A 17376-nucleotide genomic window follows, 5' to 3' on the forward strand; every position below is an offset into this window, starting at 1 on the left:
ACGCCCGCCCGGGTCCTCGGTGAACGCGTCGGCGGGCGCCGGCACAGCGAGCGGCGAGCCCGCGGCCCGGTCGGCGGCCGACTCGGGCACCCCGAGCGCCGTCGTCGTGTCGTTCGAGCTCGACCCGCCGGTGGAGGTCACGGCGAGCGGCACGCCCACGCCCAGCACGACCACCAGCGAGGCGGCCGCGGCGAGGACGCGCGGGTTGAGCTTGGAACGCCAGGAGCTCATCGCGACGACGGTCCCGCCGGCGGCGGCCGGGGGCAGCGGCGCCGCGGCGGCCCCGCTCTCCTCGGCGGCGAGGGCGCCGCCGATCAGGCCCAGCGCGCGGGCGATCGCGTCGGTGTCGGCCCGCACGGCGGCGTCGGCCGGGGCGGTGCCCTCGAGGCCGTCCAGGAGGCGATCCAGGGCGGCCGCGTACTCCTCGGGGTCCACCCCGGGGCGCTGGTCACTCATGGTCGATCACCTCCGTCTCGCGCAGTCGCTCGCGCATCGCGTTCACGGCCGCGTGCAGCCGGCTCTTCACGGTGCCCTCGGGGACGTCGAGCGCCAGGGCGATGTCCTTCACCGGCAGGTCCGCGTAGAACCGCAGCACGAGGACCTGCTTGTGCTGGTCCGGCAGGGCGTCGAGCCCCGCCGCGACCGCCATCGCCAGCACCCGGTCCTCGGGCGCCGGTTCCGGCGGGGACGTCCACCGGGCGGCGAGCCGCTCGCGCAGCCCGTCGTCCCGCTTCACCCCACGGTGCCAGTCGATCGCCACGCGTGAGGCCACCACGACCGCCCAGGCCACCGGGTCCCGGATGGGCTCCTGCCCCGGCCGGGCCGCCTGCTCGAGCAACCGCAGTCGGACCTGCTGGACGCCGTCGTCCAGCTCGGACCTCGGCACCCCACCGAGGGCGAGGACCGCACGCACGCGGCCCACACCCTCGGTCGGGAGCGGGTCGCCACCCGGCGGCGGGCCGCCGGGCGCCTTCCCGCGACCGTTTCCGGTCACCGTTCTCCCCCCAGGTCACATGGCGAGGACGCAGGACAGGGCGAAAACGTTCGGTGCCCGCCGCGATTCAGGCTGGACGCTACCGAAGATCGGCCTGCGAGCATGGGTGCCATGGCGGGTTCGAAGCAGGCCCAGAAGATCGCGGTCGAGGTCGAGGGCCGCCGGCTGCAGCTGTCGAACCTGGACAAGGTGCTCTATCCGGCCACCGGGTTCACCAAGGGCGAGGTCATCGACTACTACTCCCGGATCGCCCCGGTGCTGCTCCCGCACCTGGCCGGTCGGGCCGCGACGCGGGTGCGCTTCCCGGACGGCGTCGACGGCAATTCCTTCTTCGAGAAGAACGCCCCGAAGGCGACGCCGGAATGGGTCCGGACGGTCACGCTGCCCACCCCGGGCAGCTCCCGCGGCCGGGAGACCATCGACTTCGTCGTCGTGGAGGACGTCCCGACGCTGATCTGGCTGGCCAACCTCGCCGCGCTGGAACTGCACGTCCACCAGTGGACGGTCGGCCCCCGCGGGGGCGTGCACGGCGTCGACCGCCTGGTCTTCGACCTCGACCCCGGCGCTCCCGCGGCGCTGGCGGAGTGCGCCCAGGTCGCGCTGATGCTCCGGGAGGTGCTCGCGGACCTGGGGCTGGAGGCCCTGGCGAAGACCTCCGGGTCCAAGGGGATGCAGCTCTACGTGGGTCTCGCCGAGACCGACCCCGGCCGCACGCACGGCTTCGCCAAGGACCTCGCGGTCGCGATGGAGGAGGCGCACCCCGAGCTCGTCGTCCACCGCATGGAGAAGGCCCTGCGCGGCGGCAAGGTCCTCATCGACTGGAGCCAGAACGCCGCGGCGAAGACCACCGTCGCCCCGTACTCGCTGCGCGCCCGCGTCCGCCCGACGGTGTCGACGCCGGTGACCTGGGACGAGGTCGCCGAGGCGGCCGAGGGCCGCGAGCTCGCGTTCACCGCCCCCGAGGTCCTCGCGCGCGTCGACGAGCTCGGCGACCTGTTCGCCCCGCTGCTGACCGCGGACGTGCGCCTGCCCTGAGCCGTCCGGACGGACGAATCCGGTGCGCCGTGGTTACCGGCGGGTAGAGTTCGCCTCAGCGAACGAAGGGAATCCCAGGTGAGCGCCATCGAGGAGAGCCAGCCGCCCCGGGCGGGCCGGCTGCCGCGCAACGCGCGGCGCCGCCAGCTGCTCGACGCCGCGCTGTCCGTCTTCGTCGCGCAGGGGTACCACGCGGCCGCGATGGACGACATCGCCGACAAGGCCGGCGTCAGCAAGCCCGTGCTGTACCAGCACTTCCCGGGCAAGCGTGACCTCTACCTGGCGCTGCTCGACGAGAGCGCGGCCTCCCTGATGGAGGCAGTCCGGTCGGCGATGTCCGCCACCGACGACAACAAGGAGCGCGTCCGCGCGACGGTCGCGGCCTACTACGAGTTCGTCGAGGACAAGACCGGCGCGTTCCGCCTCGTCTTCGAGTCCGACCTCATCGGTGAGCCCGAGGTCCGGGACCGCCTGGAGGCCGTCGAGCGCCAGTGCGCCGAGATCGCCGCCGAGGTCATCGCCTCCGACACCGGCCTGCCGGACGCCGAGGCCCGGCTGCTCGGGGCCGGCCTGGCCGGGATCGCGCAGGTAACCGCCCGGACGTGGGCCGCGAACGGCGAGCCCCTCCCCCGCGAGCAGGCCATCGACCTCGTCGCCTCCCTCGCGTGGCGCGGGATCCGCGGCTTCCCGCGGACCGACGAGCACTGACCGTCCGCACGCCCGTCCGGATGCTGGGTCCCTGCGCCCTGGGCGAACGCGGCCCCCACCGGCCGTCACCGGGGCGCGCCACCCAGTAGCCTCGGCAGCGCGATTTGCCGAGCGCTCCGTCGAGCGCCACAGAGTTTCGGAGGGCCCGTGGAGATCAAGGTCGGGGTTCAGCACTCGCCGCGCGAGCTGGCCGTGGAGTCTCCGCTCAGCGCCGAGGAGCTCGAGTCGGTCATCAACAGCGCGCTGTCGAACCCCGACGGGGTCCTCACGCTGGTCGACGAGCGCGGCCGCAAGGTCGTCGTCCCGACCTCGAAGGTCGCCTACGTCGAGATCGGCGAGCCGGAGACCCGGCGCGTGGGCTTCGGCGCGCTCTAACTCCGTCCCCGGGCGGGCTCAGGCCTCCAGCCCCAGCGCCGCCATCCGCTCGCTGTGGGCGGCGGTCAACCGGCCGAGCATGGCGCCGATCTCGTTGAGGTCGATGCCGGGCCGGTCCGGGCCGCTGCCGCCCACGATCAGCGCGGCGAGCGCCTCGCGCTCCCCGGCGACGCGTTGGGCCTGCGTCAGCGCCTCGCCCATGAGCCGCCGGCCCCACAGCGCGAGCGGGCCGGCGACGCGGGGGTCGGCGTCGATGGCCGCCCGGACGTGCTCGACGGCGAACGCCGAGTGCCCGCTGTCGGCGAGGACCTCCTGGACCAGGCCGGCGGTCGCCGGGTCGAGGTACCCGCTGATCTCCCGGTAGAAGTCGGCGGCGAGGCCGTCACCGACGAACGCCTTGACCAGGCCCTCCAGCCAGTTCGAGGCCGCGGTCCGGCGGTGGAAGTCCCCCAGCGGCTCCACGAACGGCGCCATTGCGGCCGCCGGGTCCGCGCCGATCTTCACCAGGTGCTCCCGCAGCGTGGTGAAGTGGGTGAATTCCGCCACGGCCATGCGGGCGAGTTCGGCCTTGTCCTCGATCGTCGGCGCGAGCGCCGCGTCGTGCGCCAGACGCTCGAACGCGAGCAGTTCTCCGCACGCCATGACGCCCAGCAGGTCGACGACGGCCTCGTCCGGGCCGGCCTGCGGACCCCGGTCCCCCGCCGCGTTCACGGGGCGAGCCTAGGTGAGCCGCTATGCTGGCAACAGGTGTAACAGGCGTCGGCCGCTCCCGGTGGCTCGCCGTACCCCCTCGTACGCACAGCGCGCGGCGTCGTCGCGCGTGGGACCGCTTCGTTCACGGCGGTCACTCCCCGTCGCCGTCCACGAAGGACGGCCGAAACGAAGTAGGCGAATCCCTCTGACCACATTTTCCGAGCTCGGTGTCATCCCGGCCATCGTCGACGCCCTCGCTGACGAGGGCATCGTCAACGCCTTCCCGATCCAGGAACTGACCCTCCCCATCGCGCTGACCGGCACGGATGTCATCGGCCAGGCGCGCACCGGCACCGGCAAGACCCTCGCGTTCGGCATCCCGCTGCTGCAGCGGGTCGTCGCCCCGCTCGACGACGAGTGGTCCGAGCTGGTCGACTTCGGCAAGCCGCAGGCGCTGGTGATCGTCCCGACGCGCGAGCTGTGCACGCAGGTCGCGAACGACCTGCTGGTCGCCGGCAAGCGCCGCGGCGTCCGCGTCGCCGCCATCTACGGCGGCCGCGCCTACGAGCCGCAGGTCGCCGCGCTGCAGGCCGGTGTCGAGGTCGTCGTCGGCACGCCCGGTCGCCTGCTCGACCTGCGCAAGCAGCGTCACCTCGACCTCAAGCACGTGAAGTCGCTCGTCCTCGACGAGGCCGACGAGATGCTCGACCTGGGCTTCCTCCCGGACGTCGAGCGCCTCATCGAGGACACCCCGGCGAGCCGCCAGAGCATGTTGTTCTCGGCGACGATGCCCGGCCCGGTCCTCGCGATGGCACGCCGCTACCTGCGGACGCCGACGAACATCCGCGCCGAGGCCTCGGGCGACGAGACCACCGTCCCGCTGACCGAGCAGCACGTGTACCGCACGCACAAGATGGACAAGATCGAGTGCCTCGCGCGGATCCTGCAGGCCGAGGGCCGCAAGCTCGCGATGGTGTTCTGCCCGACCAAGCGGCTCGCCCAGCAGGTCTCGGACGACCTCGCCGACCGCGGCTTCGCCTCCGCCGCCGTCCACGGTGACCTCGGCCAGGGCGCCCGCGAGCAGGCACTGCGCGCGTTCCGCTCCGGGAAGGTCGACATCCTCGTCGCGACCGACGTCGCCGCCCGTGGCATCGACGTCGACGACGTCACCCACGTCGTGAACTACGTGTGCCCGGACGACGAGAAGACCTACGTGCACCGCATCGGCCGCACCGGCCGCGCGGGCCGGACCGGCGTCGCGGTGACGTTCGTCGACTGGTCCGACATGACCCGCTGGCAGCTGATCGACAAGGCCCTCGGCCTCGAGCTCGGCGACCCGGCGGAGACCTACTCCACGTCCCCGCACCTGTACTCCGAACTCGGCATCCCCGAGGGCACCAAGGGCACGCTCCCCCGTGCCGCCCGGACCCGCGCCGGCCTGGACGCCGAGGAGGTCGAGGACCTCGGCGAGACCGGGCGCAACCGCAGCAAGTCCGGCGGCGGCCGTGGCCCGGTCACGCCGCGCGGCCGCGCCGAGGAGGACCCCGGCCCCCGCAAGCCGCGACCGAAGCGCAACCGCACGCGGACCCGTACCCGGAGCGGTCAGCCGGTCGAGGCGGGCGCCGAGGGCAGCAGCGCCCCGGCCGAGTCCGCCCCCGCCGGTGGTCCGGCGGCCGAGGGCGGCGACGCCCCGGCGCGGACCCGCACCCGCAGCCGTCGGCGCACCCGCAGCGGCGCCGCCTCGGAAGGCGACGCCGCTACCGACTGACGTTCAGTCAGAACCGTTGCCGGCCTGCGCTGTCAGCAGCCGGTGACGTCGACGTCGTCCGGTGCGTTCGCGCCGCCGACGCTGCAGGCGCCGTAGCCGCGACCCGGGACGATCCGGGTCCGTGCGGTGTTCTGGTTGTTCCGCACGTTCGGGTCCCCCGGAGCCGAGACCCGGGCCTTGTTGTTGAGGGCGCCCTTGGCGTTGCGGCCGACCTTGCCGATCACCGAGATCGTCAGGCCCTTGCCGGCGCGGATCGTCCCGAGCTTGCACGTCACGGTCTGCTTCGCCGTCGAGCACGTCACGCCCTTCGGGAACTTCAGCTTCGCCGACGTCATCCCCTTGGGCAGCTTGTACTTCAGCACGCCGTCCGTACTGCGGCCCGGCCCGTGGTTACGGATCTTCAGCTTCAGCGAGATGCCGCCACCCGGGCGCACCGACGCCGGCGCCTTCACCACGACCGACAGGTCCGGACGCTGCCGCGTCGTCGTCGGCGGCTTGGGCGTCGGGGTCGGGGTCGGGGTCGGGGTCGGCACCACGACCGGTGTGGTGATCCCGCTCGTGTTGTTGCCCGGGGTCGGGTCCTCCTCGTTGCCGGTCACCGTCGCGGAGTTCAGCAGCGAGCCCGGAGTCGCCGGGGCCGTGCCGCCGTAGGTGATCACGTGGCTCTGGTTCGCCGGCAGCGGCGACCCGACGCAGTGCAGGGCGCCCGAGTCGATCGTGCACCCGGGGGTCGTCGTCGTCGCGTCCGCCAGACCCGCCGGCAGTTGGTCGTTGACCACGTAGCCCGAGCTGTGGCCCGGTCCGTGGTTGGTGACCGTGAGCGTGTAGGTCACCGGCTGCCCCGGCTGCACCGTCGCGGGGCTCGCGCTCTTGGTGATCGCGAGGTTCACGGGCTGACCGGGGCAGGCCGTGCCGTCGTTGTTGGACGACCCCGGGCCCGTCTGCGTCGACACCCGGGTGAACGTCGGCGTCGCCGAGTTCGCGGCGCCGATCGCGACCTGGTAGATGTCGCCGTTGGTGTTGTTCGACAGGCCCAGGTTGCCGTTGCCGTAGGTCCAGGCGACGCCGGTCGTGGCCCCGGCCGGGATCACGTCGCCACCCTCGAAGCGGCTCGTGGTCCCGTCGGTCTGGATCCGCACGAACCGGTCCGCGCCGGCGATCTTTCCCCAGAAGGCGCCGCCGACCCACGCCACGTCCGGCGGCAACCCGCCCCCGGTGGCGGGACCGGCCTCGGTGCGCGTCACCGCCGTTGCCGCGCGAGTCGCGACGTCGACGCGGAAGGTGGCGCCGGTGGAGTTGTTGAAGACCCAGAGGTTGCCGGCGTCGTCGAACGCGGCCGAGTTCACCCACCCGACCGTGGTCGGGCCGAGGTCGGCCACCACACCGTTCCCGTCGATGCGGAGCAGGTTCCACTGCCCGCCGGCGTCGATCCGGATCGCGTAGATCAGGTTGTCCTGCGGGTTCATCGCGATCGCGTTGTAGGTGACGCCGGTCGTGGCCGGGCTGACCGGGGTGACGTCGGTCGACCCCGGGCTCAGCGAGTCCAGCTGCGTGTCGTTCTTCTGCGCGAGGAAGATCCGCGGCGCCAGGCAGTCGAACGGGGTCGGGTCCGTGACCGTCAGCGTCGCGCCCTCCGGCGGGTTCAGACCCGTCGCCGTCACGTCACCCGGCGCGTTGACGTACGAGCCGGCGCCGGTCACCGCCACGTCCACCTCGAGCGTGCAGGCGGTGTCGCCCGCCTCGAGGTCACCGGCCAGCGCGATCGAGGTCGTTCCCGGGTCCGCAGTGACAACCCCGTCGGCGCAGTCGGTCACGGCGTTCGCCGGCGATGCGACCGTCATCCCGGTCGGCAGGGTGTCCGTGAACGACCAGTTCTCCTTCGCCGCCTGTTCCGTGGTGTTCGTGATCGTGAACCGCACCCGACCGGTCTGCCCCGTCTGGATCGCCGCCGGCACGAACTCCTTGTCGAGCGACGGCGTCGCGTCGAGGATCCGGATGTCGTCGAAGGCGAAGTCGTTGCCGCCCGCCGTCCCGTTCTCGTTCTGCATCACCAGGCCGAGTTCGGTGCCGGTGAAGAGCACCGAGTTGTCGGAGTCCATCCGCACGGTCGCCCTGGCGCCCCCGCCGGCACAGGGATTCAGGGCGGTGTCGTTGACGGGGATCAGCGTCGCGTCGTCCACGAGGAAGAAGTTCAGGCGCGGCTGCGGGTCGGCAGCACTCGCGGTGCAGTTCGTCACCGCGACGCTGACACCGAACGTGAGGAAGCGGTTGGTCACCGACAGCGGCAGCGGCGCTGACGTGCGCAGGACAGCCGCGTTCGCCGGCGAGGTCCCCTCGTTGTCCGTGAAGGCGGCGACGGCGTGATTCTGCCCAGGCGGCACCGTCCCGTTGAGCTCGCCCAGGTTCGCGGCCAAGGCCTGCAGACTGCCGTAACTCGAGCAGGCGCCGCCCACCGGATTGGTCTCCTCGCCGTTGAGCACGAACCCGTTGCACCCCTCGGGGAGGGCCCAGCCGTGCTCGGCCGAGTAGGTCTCGCCGTTGGCGCCGACGTACGCGGTCAGTGCCCGCGCCGGCTGCCCGGGCCCGGGCGGGTTGTTCTCGAATCCTCGTGGAAGATCACGACCGGCGCCTCGGGGATCCCGGGGGCCGCGGCGGCGGTCGGCCCGCTCGGTCCCGCGGGGGCGGCGTCCGCCCCGACGGCGACCAGGCCGCCGGCGAGCAGGGCGCCCGTGAGCATCGCGATCTGTGTCTTCCGAGCCGTCGCGAACGGGCGCACGGCAACCCCCCATCAAGCGCCGCGGCGGCAGCGCCCCCCAGACGTCGCCCGGGATGGGCCCGGGCAATCGGGGCGTAACGCTACGTAGGCAACCCGATCAGGATCGAGCGTGTTGCGCCAAATGAGTGGGACTTAAAAACCCTTCGCGTTCACGGTAGGTGACCGCGGTCGCGGCACTCAGCGGCGGAGGTCGACCCGGACCCACTGGTGGCGACGGCACGCGGGGCAGCGCATCCACGAGGGGTACTTCCCGCGCAGGATCGGGAGGTGGATGCTCGGGAGGGCAGCGAGCAGGGCCTGCCGCGGGCTCAGCGCGGAGACCGAGCCGCAGCCGGAGCAGGTCAGCTGCAGCGCCCCGCGGGCGACCGGCGGGGCCGGGGGCGGGGTCTCGACGGAGAACAGGGCGCGCTTGCCCTCCCGGTCGGGTCGGGGGTTGGGCACGGCCCCCGAACGCGGAGCGGCCGGACGGGCCGCGCTCCCCGAACGCGGACGCAGCCGGTCGAAGTCGCTCATGCGCTCACCCTTCTCTCGCTCCGAGGCCCGGACGCCTCAGAGCACCCCGTCCTTGATCAGCCGGTCCGCGAGTTCGCGGTAGGCCTGGGCGCCGCTGGACGACTTCGCCGTCGACAGCACGGACTTGCCGGCCGCCGGCGCCTCCGCGAACCGGATGGAGCGCGGGATCGGCGGCTCCAGCACCGCGACGCCGTAGCGCTGCGCCACGTCCGCGATGACCGCGCGCGAGTGCGTCGTGCGGCCGTCGAAGAGCGTCGGCAGGACGCCGAGCACCCTGAGGTCGCGGTTGGTGATCCGCTGGACGTCACCGACGGTGTCGAGCAACTGACCGACCCCGCGGTGCGAGAGGGTCTCGCACTGCAGCGGGATCAGGACGTAGTCGGCCGCGGTGAGTGCGTTCAGCGTGAGGACCCCGAGCGCCGGCGGGGCGTCGAGCAGGATCACGTCGTAGTCGGCGGCGAGCTCCGCGAGGGCCGAGCGCAGCGCAAACTCCCGGCCCGTACGCGTCATCAGCAGCGCCTCGGACCCGGCGAGGTCGATCGTCGCCGGCAGCAGGTCGAACCCGTCCGCGACCGGGTGCAGGGCGGTCTTCGCCGGGACCCGCCCGAGCAGCACATCGTGCACCGAGAGCTGCAGCGAGTCCGGGTCGAGCCCGAGGGAGAACGTCAGGCACGCCTGGGGGTCGAGGTCCACGACGACGACACGACGGCCGAACTCGTTCAGGGCGGCCCCGAGCGAGACCACGGTCGTGGTCTTCGCGACGCCGCCCTTCTGGTTGGCGACGGCAAGGGTCCGGGTCACCCCCCACATTCTGCCGCCCGGACATTACGTCGGATAGCGCCCGAACCGCACGCCGACGTGGATCACACCGACACGCCGCGCACTGTGACCGGACTAACGTGACCGCCCGTGAGCACACCTCCCCACCTGCGCCTGCCGGACTGCGCGAAGGCCTACCTCCTCGACACCGACCGCGGCCCGTTCGCGGTGCACGACGCCACGCCCCCGGACGGCGCCGCGGCGGCCGCCACCGTCCTGCTCGTCCCCGGCTTCACCGGGTCGAAGGAGGACTTCATCACCGCCCTGGAGCCGCTGGCGAGCGCCGGGTACCGGGCCGTGGCGGTGGACCAACGCGGCCAGTTCGAGACGCCCGGCCCCGACGACCCCGCGGCGTACACGATCGAGGCCCTCGGCGCGGACGTCGTCGCCGTCGCCCGCGCCCTCGAGGACGGCCCGGTCCACCTCGTCGGGCACTCGTTCGGCGGCCTCGCCGTCCGTGCCGCGGTGATCGAGGACCCGGCCGCGATCCGGTCGGCGACCCTGCTGTGCTCGGGCCCCGGCGCGATCGCCGGGCCGGAGGCGACGCGGTGTCAGATGTTCCTCGAGCTGCTGGCCGAGATGGAGCTCCCGGAGATCTGGACGTTCATCTCCTCGATGGCCGAGGCGAACGACGAGTACACCGGCGTCGGCAGCGACGTCGTCGACTTCATGGGCCGCCGCTTCCGCTCCTCGGCGAAGGCGAGCCTGATCGGGATGGCGACGATCCTGCTCGACACCCCGGACCGCAGCGCCGATCTCGCCGCCACCGGCGTCCCGTTGCTGGTCGCCTACGGCGAGGACGACTTCATCTGGCCGCCCGCCGAGCAGGCCGCCATGGCCGCGCGGTTGGGCGCCCGGCACGAGGTGATCGCCGACGCCGCGCACTCCCCCGCGGTGCAGGCACCTGAGGCCTTCGCCCGTCTCATGATCGATTTCATCTCGACCCTCCCGTGACGATCTCTTTTGGTCCGATGTGGTCTCGGCCGTTCGGGTACCGATTCGGACAAGCGCCTGCGCCGCGCTCCACACCCCGGCACCATGAACGAGTTCCTTGAGCGGCGCGGAAGGAAAGACAACCGGTGGAGCTTCGCACTGCCCTGCGCAACGACCCGGGTGAGGTCGAGCGGGCACGGAACCTGATCAGCGCGTGCATGCAGCGCTGGGGTATGCCGGAGGACGGCGGCGTTGCGCCGCTCCTCGTCAGCGAGCTCGTCACCAATGCCTTGCGCTACGGCGCGCAGCCGATGCGGATGGTCGCGAAGCAGGAGGGCTCGACCCTGCGGGTCGAGGTCCACGACGCCCGGGGCGGCGAGCCGCCGCGGCTGCGTCGCGCGGCGCCGGACAGCACCCACGGCCGCGGGATGATGATCGTCGACGCGCTGGCCGCCCGGTGGGGCTGGTCCGAGTTCGGCGGGGAGAAGCAGGTCTGGTTCGAGCTGGACCTGGAGCCGGCGTCGCCGGCGATCGAGCCCGCCGCCGAGGCCCCCGAGGACACCGCCTCCGCGGTCGAGAGCTCCGACGAGGTCGTCGCGGCCTGACAGTTCGTCAGGTCTGCTCGGGTCCGTCCGGGCCGCTCGGCAACGTCGTCAGGGCCGGCCCCAGGGGCAGGTCCAGGTCGCACGGGGCGTCACGCAGGTCGATCAGCGTGATGTGGTCGGCCACCAACGCGCCGGCCGACGCCGGCGTCAGGATCAGCCAGAGCCAGCACCCGAGCGCCTCCCCGACGTAGACCGCGCGGTCCGGCGCACCCGGCACGCACCACAGCGCGGTCGGGTGGCCGGCGGCGGCGATCTTGGCGTGCGGAACCTGCGTCGCGATGTCGGTGCCGGGGTCGGGACCGGCCAGGCCCGCGCAGCGCGCTCCCAGGCCGACCCCCGGCTCCTCGGCGACGATCACGAGATCGGCCGGTCCGCCGACCGGATTCGGACCGGTGAAGGCGACCGCGGTCGCGCGCACGCCGTGGCGGTCGTCGCCGGCGTGCGTGATGCCGGTGGCGAGCCACCCGGTCGGGAGCGGCCACGGCAGCCAGAACGGCACGTCCGGGGACGGACCCGCGTGGAGTTCGCGCTCGATGCGCTCCCGGGTGGGCAGGCCGACGGGAGCGAGCGGCTCGACGTCCTCGTGCACCTCGCAGCGCCAGGAGTTCGACCAGATGCCCGGGGCCCGGACGGGGCGGCCGCAGCGCGCGCAGGAGGGGTGGCCGCTCACCGCTGAGCACCCCCAGTTCCGCCCGGACGGGCACGACGTGGAATGACCCCACGCTCCTCCCCGCAACGCTGCGTCGTCAACCGTCCGCGTTTCCGGCACCACCGGTGCCCGCCTCCGTCGCCGCCTACAGTGACCGGGTGCTGCGAACCGTCCGCGTGCCCTGCGTCGGGGCCGTCGTCCACGACGACGACCACCGGTTGCTCGTGGTGCGCCGGGTCAACCCGCCGGGCGCCGGGCGCTGGTCCCTGCCGGGTGGGCGGGTCGAGGGCGCCGAGAGCGACCTCGACGCGGTCCGCCGCGAGGTGCTGGAGGAGACGGGCCTGATCGTGGCGGTCGGCGTCCGCGTCGGGACGGTCGAGATCCCGGCCGGCGACCTCGTCTTCGACGTCCGCGACTACGCGTGCGCCCCGCTCGGCGGCGACCTCGTCGCCGGCGACGACGCCGACGCCGTGCGGTGGGTCAGCCGCGCCGAACTCCTGCAGCTCGACGTCGTCCCCGGGCTGATCGACACCCTGAGCTCCTGGGGAGTGCTGCCCGCGTGAGCCCCAGCGTCTCCACCCCGGGCCCGCCGCCCCCGGGGCCGTTCCAGCCGCGCAGCTGGCGCAACCGCGGCCGGATGTCCGACGAGCACCGCGCCCGGCTCGCCGAGCGCGCCGCCGCGCTCGCGCTCCCCAACCCCGCGACCGCCGCGGCCTGGGCACCGACCGTGCTCGACATCGGCTTCGGGTACGGGGAGTCGCTCCTCGCGCTCGCCCAGGCCCGACCCGACGCCCGGGTGCTCGGCGTCGACGTCCACTCCCCCGGTCAGCTGCGGGCGATGGACGCCCTCGTCGACGCCGGCCTCGACGACGGGACCGTGCGGGTTCTCCCCGCGGATGTCACGGCGCTGCTCCCGGCTCTGACGCCGAGTTCGCTGGAGCTCGTGCAGGCGTTCCACCCCGACCCGTGGCCGAAACGGCGGCACGCCGCCCGCCGGCTGCTGCGGCCGACCGTGCTCGCGCGGATCACCGAACTGCTGCGCCCGGGCGGTGTGCTCCACGTCGTCATCGACAACGACACCTACGCCGGGTCGGTGCGTGAGACGACGGCGGACATCCCGGCCCTGCAGGAGATTCCGGCCCCCGAGGTGCCCGAGACCAAGTACGGGCGCCGCGCCCGCGCCGCCGGGCGGACGGTCCACTCGATGGCGTGGACCAGGCAGACCTGACGACCGACCTGACGGTCTGTCAGTCGGTGCCGTCGACGGTGAGCGCCCAGACGTCCGCCGTGAGCGCGGCCGAGCCGGAGCGGCCGTCGAACTGGCCGCCGACCACGTAGAGGGTGTCCCCGACCCACACCGCGGCGCCGGGCAGCCCCGGTGCCCCGTCGGGCGCGGTGAGGACGGACCACTCCGCGGTGCGGTCGTCGTAGAGCCAGCCACCGGAGGCCGACACCGGCCCGCCGAGCGCCTCGACCGCCCAGCCCCCGGAGTAGGCGTCGGGCGCCTCGACGAAGCGGCCCCAGGTCTGGGTCGCCGGGTCGAACGTGCCGCCGTAGGGCAGGCTCCGGCCCCAGTTGTCCACGGCGCCGCCGTCGGCCTCGCCGAGGGTGGGGTCGACCATGCGCTCCCCCGTCCACGCCCAGCGGTAACCACCGATGAGCTCGCTGTCCGGCAGTCGCGTCCAGGTCGTCAGGTCCGGGTCGAGGAGCGCCGCCCGCACGATCGGCGGGGCGGTGGACCCCGGCGCCTCCACGCTCTCCTTCGCGGTGAGCACGGCGCCGGCCGGGGTGTCGGTCAGCACTCGGTCGAAGCTCGGGCCGAGCGGGTCGACCGGCAGCCGCGACCACGTGTCCGTCGCGGGGTCGAAGATCTCGTCAGCCGCGTCCTCGCCGCTGGTCTCCTCGACGCGTTCCCCGGCGACCGCCGCGACGCGGTTCCCGAGCGCGGCGAGCCGGACGTCCCGGCGGTCGGTCGCCGGCAGCGGGTGCGTGTCCCAGGCGTTCGCCGCGGCGTCGAAGGAAACCAGAGCCGTGTCGGTGAGGACGTAGAGCACGTCCCCGGCCACGGTGGACGGGAACTGGTTGAGCAGGCCGAGCGGCGCCTCGGGGAGCGTCGTCCACTCGCCGGCGGCGGCGTCGTAGACGGCGCCGTCGCGGAGCGGGGCCGGGGTCGCCGCGCAGTCCGCGTTCGGCGGGCACGGCGGGCCGTCGTCGCCGCCGACCACCAGCAGACGGTCGGCGACGGCGACGGCGATCACGCCCGTGCGGGGGCTGAGCGGGGGCGCCGGCAGCTTCTGCCAGCGCAGCGCCGGACTCGCGGTCGGGGTGACCGCCGGGTCACTCGGTGCCGCGGTGCTCGTCGCCCCGGCCCGGGCCGCGTCCGCCGACGGGCCGTCGGAACTGCAGCCCGCCAGCGCGAGTACGGCAGCGAGCACGCCCGGGAGCACAGCGGTCACCGCCGAGGGACGCATGCACCGAGGACGCAGGGCGAGCTCCGAACGTTCGCTTCGGGACGGACCCTCCCAGTGTGACCGCCTTGCTACCGCTTGTCGCGCGACTCAGGCGGACCGGCTCACTTCTCCCGCGGAATCGGGGTCGGCCGGCCGGGCTGGTCCCCGCCGCGAGCGTCGAGGTACTCCTGCGTCGGCACCATGACCTTGCGACGGAAGATGCAGACGATCGTGCCGTCCTGCTTGTAGCCGATGGTCTCGACCTCGACGACCCCGCGGTCCGGCTTCGAGGTCATGTTCTTGCCGAGGACGGTCGTCTCGCCGTAGATCGTGTCGCCGTGGAACGTCGGCGCGACGTGCCGCAGCGAGGAGATCTCCAGGTTCGCGATCGCCTTGCCGGAGACGTCCTCGACGGACATGCCGAGCAGCAGGGAGTAGATGTAGTTCCCGACCACCACGTTCTTGCCGAAGTCCGTCGTGTTCTCGGCGTAGTTGATGTCCATGTGGAGCGGGTGGTGGTTCATCGTGAGCAGACAGAACAGGTGGTCGTCGTACTCCGTGACGGTCTTTCCTGGCCAGTGCTTGTAGACCGCGCCGACCTCGAACTCCTCGTACGTCCGCCCGAACTGCATGTCCCGCGTCCTCCTGCTGCGTCGATGTCGCGGGACATCCTGCCCCAGCGCCCGTCGCCGCCCTGTCCCCGGTCCGCGCCGGCCGTCTTCGGCTGGACGGATGCGGCACCTCGAGTTCCAGCGCCGCGCCCTGGCGCTGATGACCGTCGTCGACGGCGCCCGCACCTGACCACCGGTGGAGATGTCATCTCCACCGACCCGCCCGGCCGTGGAGATGACATCTCTTGTGCACTGCACAAGAGATGTCATCTCCAGTGCAGGGGGCGGGGGTGCCAGGTGACCCAGTCGCCGTGGGGGTGGCCGGAGGCGAGGTGGAGCGACGCGGGGGCGTCGGGGTCATCGGCGGGCCAGGACTGCAGCGTGAGGGCGAACTCCACCCCCGGCGGCACGGTGCGGGGGCGGCCCTCGAAGGACAGCCGCGCCACCGGGGCGTCCGCGCTCGCGCGGGAGCCGAGGGCGTCGAAGGCGGCCTCGAGCCCCGCCCGCACCTCGGCCGGGAGGTACTGCTGCATCACCGAGTGCCAGACGACCGTCACGGCGCCGGGCACGGGCTCCAGGCCCGCGACGGTGTCCACGGCGCTCTCGCGGCGCACCGGCACGGGCACGGCGTCCGCGAGGGCGAGAGCACCGCGCAGGCGTTCGAACCGCTCCACCTGGTCGGGCCAGACGTAGGAGAGCAGACGCAGCCGACCGGCCTCGGTGGCGACGTCCACCGGATCGAGGTCGGTGCCGATCCGCTCGACGATCTCGAGCGGACGGTCCAGGGGCGGGAGCTCGCCCTCCCACGGCTGACGGAGCGTCACTGGCGAGTCGACGGGCCCGATCCCGCGGCCTTCGCCGAGGTCGATGCGGACGAGGTCCGGGCGCAGGTTCAGCCCCGCGGAGGCCCCGATCTCGACCAGCCGCACCGGGAGGTCGACCCGCGCGCGCAGCGCGAGCAACCCGCCGATCAGCAACGCCGAGCGGCCGACCTCGTTCGTCTGCGGCGGCGAGACCAGGCCCGCGCGGACGTCGTCCGGCCGCGACGCCAGGACGTCCCGGAACGCCGCCCACGCCGCGTCGGGCTCGAACGGCGCGACGTCCGCACCGGCGACGCTCGGGTAGAACCGCGCGAGCTCCGGTGCCTCGCCGGCGAGCGCGAACCGGTGCACGGTGCCCACCAGCCGCAGCGCGAGCACGGCGGGGCTGGGGTCACCCGTCCAGTCCGCGCACACCGCCGCGACCGGTCCCCCGGCCGCGAAGTCGTCCGCGGCGAAGGTCAGCAGCGCCTCGTACATCGGCGACCCGATGTCGCCGCACGCCGCGGCCTGTGAGCGGAGGTGCTCCTCGATCGCGGCGTCGTGGCTCACTCGGCGGGCGGCTCGAACTTCGAGGTCCGGGAGAACCCGGCCGCGCGGCCCTTGCCGGCGACGACGAGCGCCATCTTGCGGGACGCCTCGTCGATCATCTCGTCGCCGAGCATGACCGCACCGCGCTTACCGCCGGCCTCGGAGGTGTAGTACTCGTACGCGTCGAGGATGAGCTCGGCGTGGTCGTAGTCCTCCTGCGACGGCGAGAACACCTCGTTCGCCGCCTCGACCTGACCGGGGTGCAGGACCCACTTGCCGTCGAAGCCGAGAGCGGCGGACCGGCCGGCGACGCGGCGGTAGCCGTCGACGTCGTGGATCTGCAGGTACGGACCGTCGATGGCCTGCTTGTCGTGCGCGCGGGCCGCCATGAGGATCCGCATGAGGATGTAGTGGTACGCGTCGCCGACGTCGTAACCGGGGGGCTGCTCACCCACGACGAGCGACTTCATGTTGATCGAGGCCATGAAGTCGGCCGGGCCGAAGATGATCGTCTCGACGCGGGGCGAGGCCGCCGCGATCGCGTCGACGTTGCACAGGCCGAGCGCGTTCTCGATCTGCGCCTCGATGCCGATCCGGCCCACCTCGAAGCCCATCGTCTTCTCGATCTGCGTGAGCAGGGTGTCGAGCGTGACGATCTGCTCGGCGGTCTGGACCTTCGGCAGCATGATGCAGTCGAGGTTCGCACCCGCGCCCTCGACGACCTCGATGACGTCGCGGTAGGTCCACGACGTCGTCAGGTCGTTGACGCGGACGGTGCGGACCTTGTTGCCCCAGTCGCCCTCGTTGAGCGCGGCGACGATGTTCTTGCGCGCCTCGGGCTTCGCGAGCGGCGCGACCGAGTCCTCGATGTCGAGGAAGACCATGTCGGCGGGCAGGCCCTGCGCCTTGCCGAGCATCTTCGGGCTGCTGCCGGGCACCGCCAGGCAGGACCGGCGCGGGCGGAGGTTCGCAGTTTCGGCCATTGGACGCTGCACCTTCTCGAAAACGGGACCGGGGGCGACTGCGGCGCAGCCTAACGGCCGGGCTCGGAGCGGCCCCAATCTCCCCGCAACCATCGATGGGCCCGAACGCCCAGGT

19 protein-coding genes and 1 pseudogene are annotated in these 17376 nt (G+C 73.2%); 8 read left to right on the forward strand and 12 right to left on the reverse strand.

What is annotated here, in order from left to right:
• Both ABD401_RS02635 and ABD401_RS02640 read right to left on the reverse strand, forming a co-directional pair.
• A pseudogene (locus ABD401_RS02635) lies at positions 1-456 on the reverse strand (hypothetical protein); the annotation flags it as partial.
• Positions 449-994 (reverse strand): RNA polymerase sigma factor, encoded by a 546-nt coding sequence (locus tag ABD401_RS02640; RefSeq protein ID WP_425566048.1) that lies wholly within the window; start codon positions 992-994, stop codon positions 449-451. The pseudogene ABD401_RS02635 and the gene ABD401_RS02640, both read right to left, overlap by 8 nt.
• Positions 995-1096: 102 nt before the next feature.
• On the opposite strand from ABD401_RS02640, the gene ligD reads away from it, so the two are divergent.
• The 3 genes from ligD (at position 1097) to ABD401_RS02655 (ending at position 3112) form a co-directional block, all read left to right on the forward strand.
• Positions 1097-2029, forward strand: coding sequence for a non-homologous end-joining DNA ligase (gene ligD / locus ABD401_RS02645; RefSeq protein WP_344601293.1), 933 nt, complete (start codon positions 1097-1099; stop codon positions 2027-2029).
• Between the two features lie 78 nt (positions 2030-2107).
• The gene (locus ABD401_RS02650) at positions 2108-2737 is read left to right on the forward strand and encodes a TetR/AcrR family transcriptional regulator (protein ID WP_344601295.1); all 630 of its coding nucleotides are present in this window, start codon (positions 2108-2110) and stop codon (positions 2735-2737) included.
• 147 nt (positions 2738-2884) lie between these two features.
• Positions 2885-3112, forward strand: coding sequence for a DUF3107 domain-containing protein (locus tag ABD401_RS02655; protein ID WP_344601297.1), 228 nt, complete (start codon positions 2885-2887; stop codon positions 3110-3112).
• An 18-nt stretch (positions 3113-3130) separates the two neighbouring features.
• Here ABD401_RS02655 and ABD401_RS02660 read toward each other — a convergent pair whose 3' ends face one another.
• Entirely contained in the window at positions 3131-3823 is a 693-nt protein-coding gene (locus ABD401_RS02660; RefSeq protein WP_344601299.1) for a ferritin-like fold-containing protein, read from the reverse strand.
• A gap of 109 nt (positions 3824-3932) precedes the next feature.
• Between ABD401_RS02660 and ABD401_RS02665 the strand changes: the two genes are divergently transcribed.
• Positions 3933-5573, forward strand: a complete 1641-nt coding sequence (locus ABD401_RS02665) for a DEAD/DEAH box helicase (RefSeq protein WP_344601301.1) — start codon at positions 3933-3935, stop codon at positions 5571-5573.
• 32 nt (positions 5574-5605) lie between these two features.
• Here the strand turns inward: ABD401_RS02665 and ABD401_RS02670 are convergent, their stop codons facing one another.
• The 4 genes from ABD401_RS02670 to ABD401_RS02685 form a co-directional block, all read right to left on the reverse strand.
• A complete protein-coding gene (locus tag ABD401_RS02670; protein ID WP_344601303.1) occupies positions 5606-8053 on the reverse strand; it encodes a DUF6923 family protein in 2448 nt (815 codons plus the stop codon).
• Between the two features lie 77 nt (positions 8054-8130).
• The gene (locus ABD401_RS02675; protein WP_344601305.1) at positions 8131-8310 is read right to left on the reverse strand and encodes a hypothetical protein; all 180 of its coding nucleotides are present in this window, start codon (positions 8308-8310) and stop codon (positions 8131-8133) included.
• A gap of 216 nt (positions 8311-8526) precedes the next feature.
• Positions 8527-8862, reverse strand: a complete 336-nt coding sequence (locus ABD401_RS02680) for a hypothetical protein (protein WP_344601307.1) — start codon at positions 8860-8862, stop codon at positions 8527-8529.
• Positions 8863-8898: 36 nt separating this feature from the next.
• A complete protein-coding gene (locus ABD401_RS02685; RefSeq protein ID WP_344601309.1) occupies positions 8899-9672 on the reverse strand; it encodes a ParA family protein in 774 nt (257 codons plus the stop codon).
• Positions 9673-9771: 99 nt separating this feature from the next.
• On the opposite strand from ABD401_RS02685, the gene ABD401_RS02690 reads away from it, so the two are divergent.
• Entirely contained in the window at positions 9772-10635 is an 864-nt protein-coding gene (locus ABD401_RS02690) for an alpha/beta fold hydrolase (RefSeq protein ID WP_344601311.1), read from the forward strand.
• Between the two features lie 125 nt (positions 10636-10760).
• Positions 10761-11219: an ATP-binding protein gene (locus tag ABD401_RS02695; RefSeq protein ID WP_344601313.1), complete on the forward strand. Its 459-nt coding sequence runs from the start codon at positions 10761-10763 to the stop codon at positions 11217-11219.
• A 7-nt stretch (positions 11220-11226) separates the two neighbouring features.
• Here ABD401_RS02695 and ABD401_RS02700 read toward each other — a convergent pair whose 3' ends face one another.
• Complete coding sequence (locus tag ABD401_RS02700; RefSeq protein WP_344601317.1) at positions 11227-11889, reverse strand: DUF6758 family protein; 663 nt, start codon at positions 11887-11889, stop codon at positions 11227-11229.
• A gap of 137 nt (positions 11890-12026) precedes the next feature.
• On the opposite strand from ABD401_RS02700, the gene ABD401_RS02705 reads away from it, so the two are divergent.
• Positions 12027-12431: an NUDIX hydrolase gene (locus ABD401_RS02705; protein WP_344601319.1), complete on the forward strand. Its 405-nt coding sequence runs from the start codon at positions 12027-12029 to the stop codon at positions 12429-12431.
• A complete protein-coding gene (gene trmB, locus ABD401_RS02710) occupies positions 12428-13096 on the forward strand; it encodes a tRNA (guanine(46)-N(7))-methyltransferase TrmB (protein WP_344601321.1) in 669 nt (222 codons plus the stop codon). Before ABD401_RS02705 ends, trmB begins: the two co-directional genes overlap by 4 nt.
• A 19-nt stretch (positions 13097-13115) precedes the next feature.
• On the opposite strand, the gene ABD401_RS02715 is transcribed toward trmB, so the two are convergent.
• The 4 genes from ABD401_RS02715 to ABD401_RS02730 form a co-directional block, all read right to left on the reverse strand.
• Complete coding sequence (locus tag ABD401_RS02715) at positions 13116-14303, reverse strand: Kelch repeat-containing protein (RefSeq protein WP_344601323.1); 1188 nt, start codon at positions 14301-14303, stop codon at positions 13116-13118.
• A gap of 137 nt (positions 14304-14440) precedes the next feature.
• On the reverse strand, positions 14441-14950 hold the full coding sequence (locus ABD401_RS02720) for a MaoC family dehydratase (RefSeq protein ID WP_019875706.1): 510 nt from the start codon (positions 14948-14950) through the stop codon (positions 14441-14443).
• 245 nt (positions 14951-15195) lie between these two features.
• Entirely contained in the window at positions 15196-16299 is a 1104-nt protein-coding gene (locus ABD401_RS02725; RefSeq protein WP_344601328.1) for a DUF2332 domain-containing protein, read from the reverse strand.
• A complete protein-coding gene (locus ABD401_RS02730) occupies positions 16296-17261 on the reverse strand; it encodes an HpcH/HpaI aldolase/citrate lyase family protein (protein WP_344601331.1) in 966 nt (321 codons plus the stop codon). The genes ABD401_RS02725 and ABD401_RS02730 overlap by 4 nt, the downstream gene beginning before the upstream one ends.
• Positions 17262-17376: the final 115 nt, after the last annotated feature.

Origin of the sequence: Sporichthya brevicatena (genome assembly GCF_039525035.1) — a bacterium.
GTDB classification, from domain to species: domain Bacteria; phylum Actinomycetota; class Actinomycetes; order Sporichthyales; family Sporichthyaceae; genus Sporichthya; species Sporichthya brevicatena.

Bases quoted from the DNA above. Each gene is read 5' to 3' on its own strand.
- ligD (WP_344601293.1), top strand. From the start codon at position 1,097: ATGGGTGCCATGGCGGGTTCGAAGCAGGCCCAGAAGATCGCGGTCGAG.
- ABD401_RS02720 (WP_019875706.1), bottom strand. From the start codon at position 14,950: ATGCAGTTCGGGCGGACGTACGAGGAGTTCGAGGTCGGCGCGGTCTAC.
- ABD401_RS02730 (WP_344601331.1), bottom strand. From the start codon at position 17,261: ATGGCCGAAACTGCGAACCTCCGCCCGCGCCGGTCCTGCCTGGCGGTG.
- ABD401_RS02685 (WP_344601309.1), bottom strand. From the start codon at position 9,672: ATGTGGGGGGTGACCCGGACCCTTGCCGTCGCCAACCAGAAGGGCGGC.
- ABD401_RS02675 (WP_344601305.1), bottom strand. From the start codon at position 8,310: ATGCTCACGGGCGCCCTGCTCGCCGGCGGCCTGGTCGCCGTCGGGGCG.
- ABD401_RS02680 (WP_344601307.1), bottom strand. From the start codon at position 8,862: ATGAGCGACTTCGACCGGCTGCGTCCGCGTTCGGGGAGCGCGGCCCGT.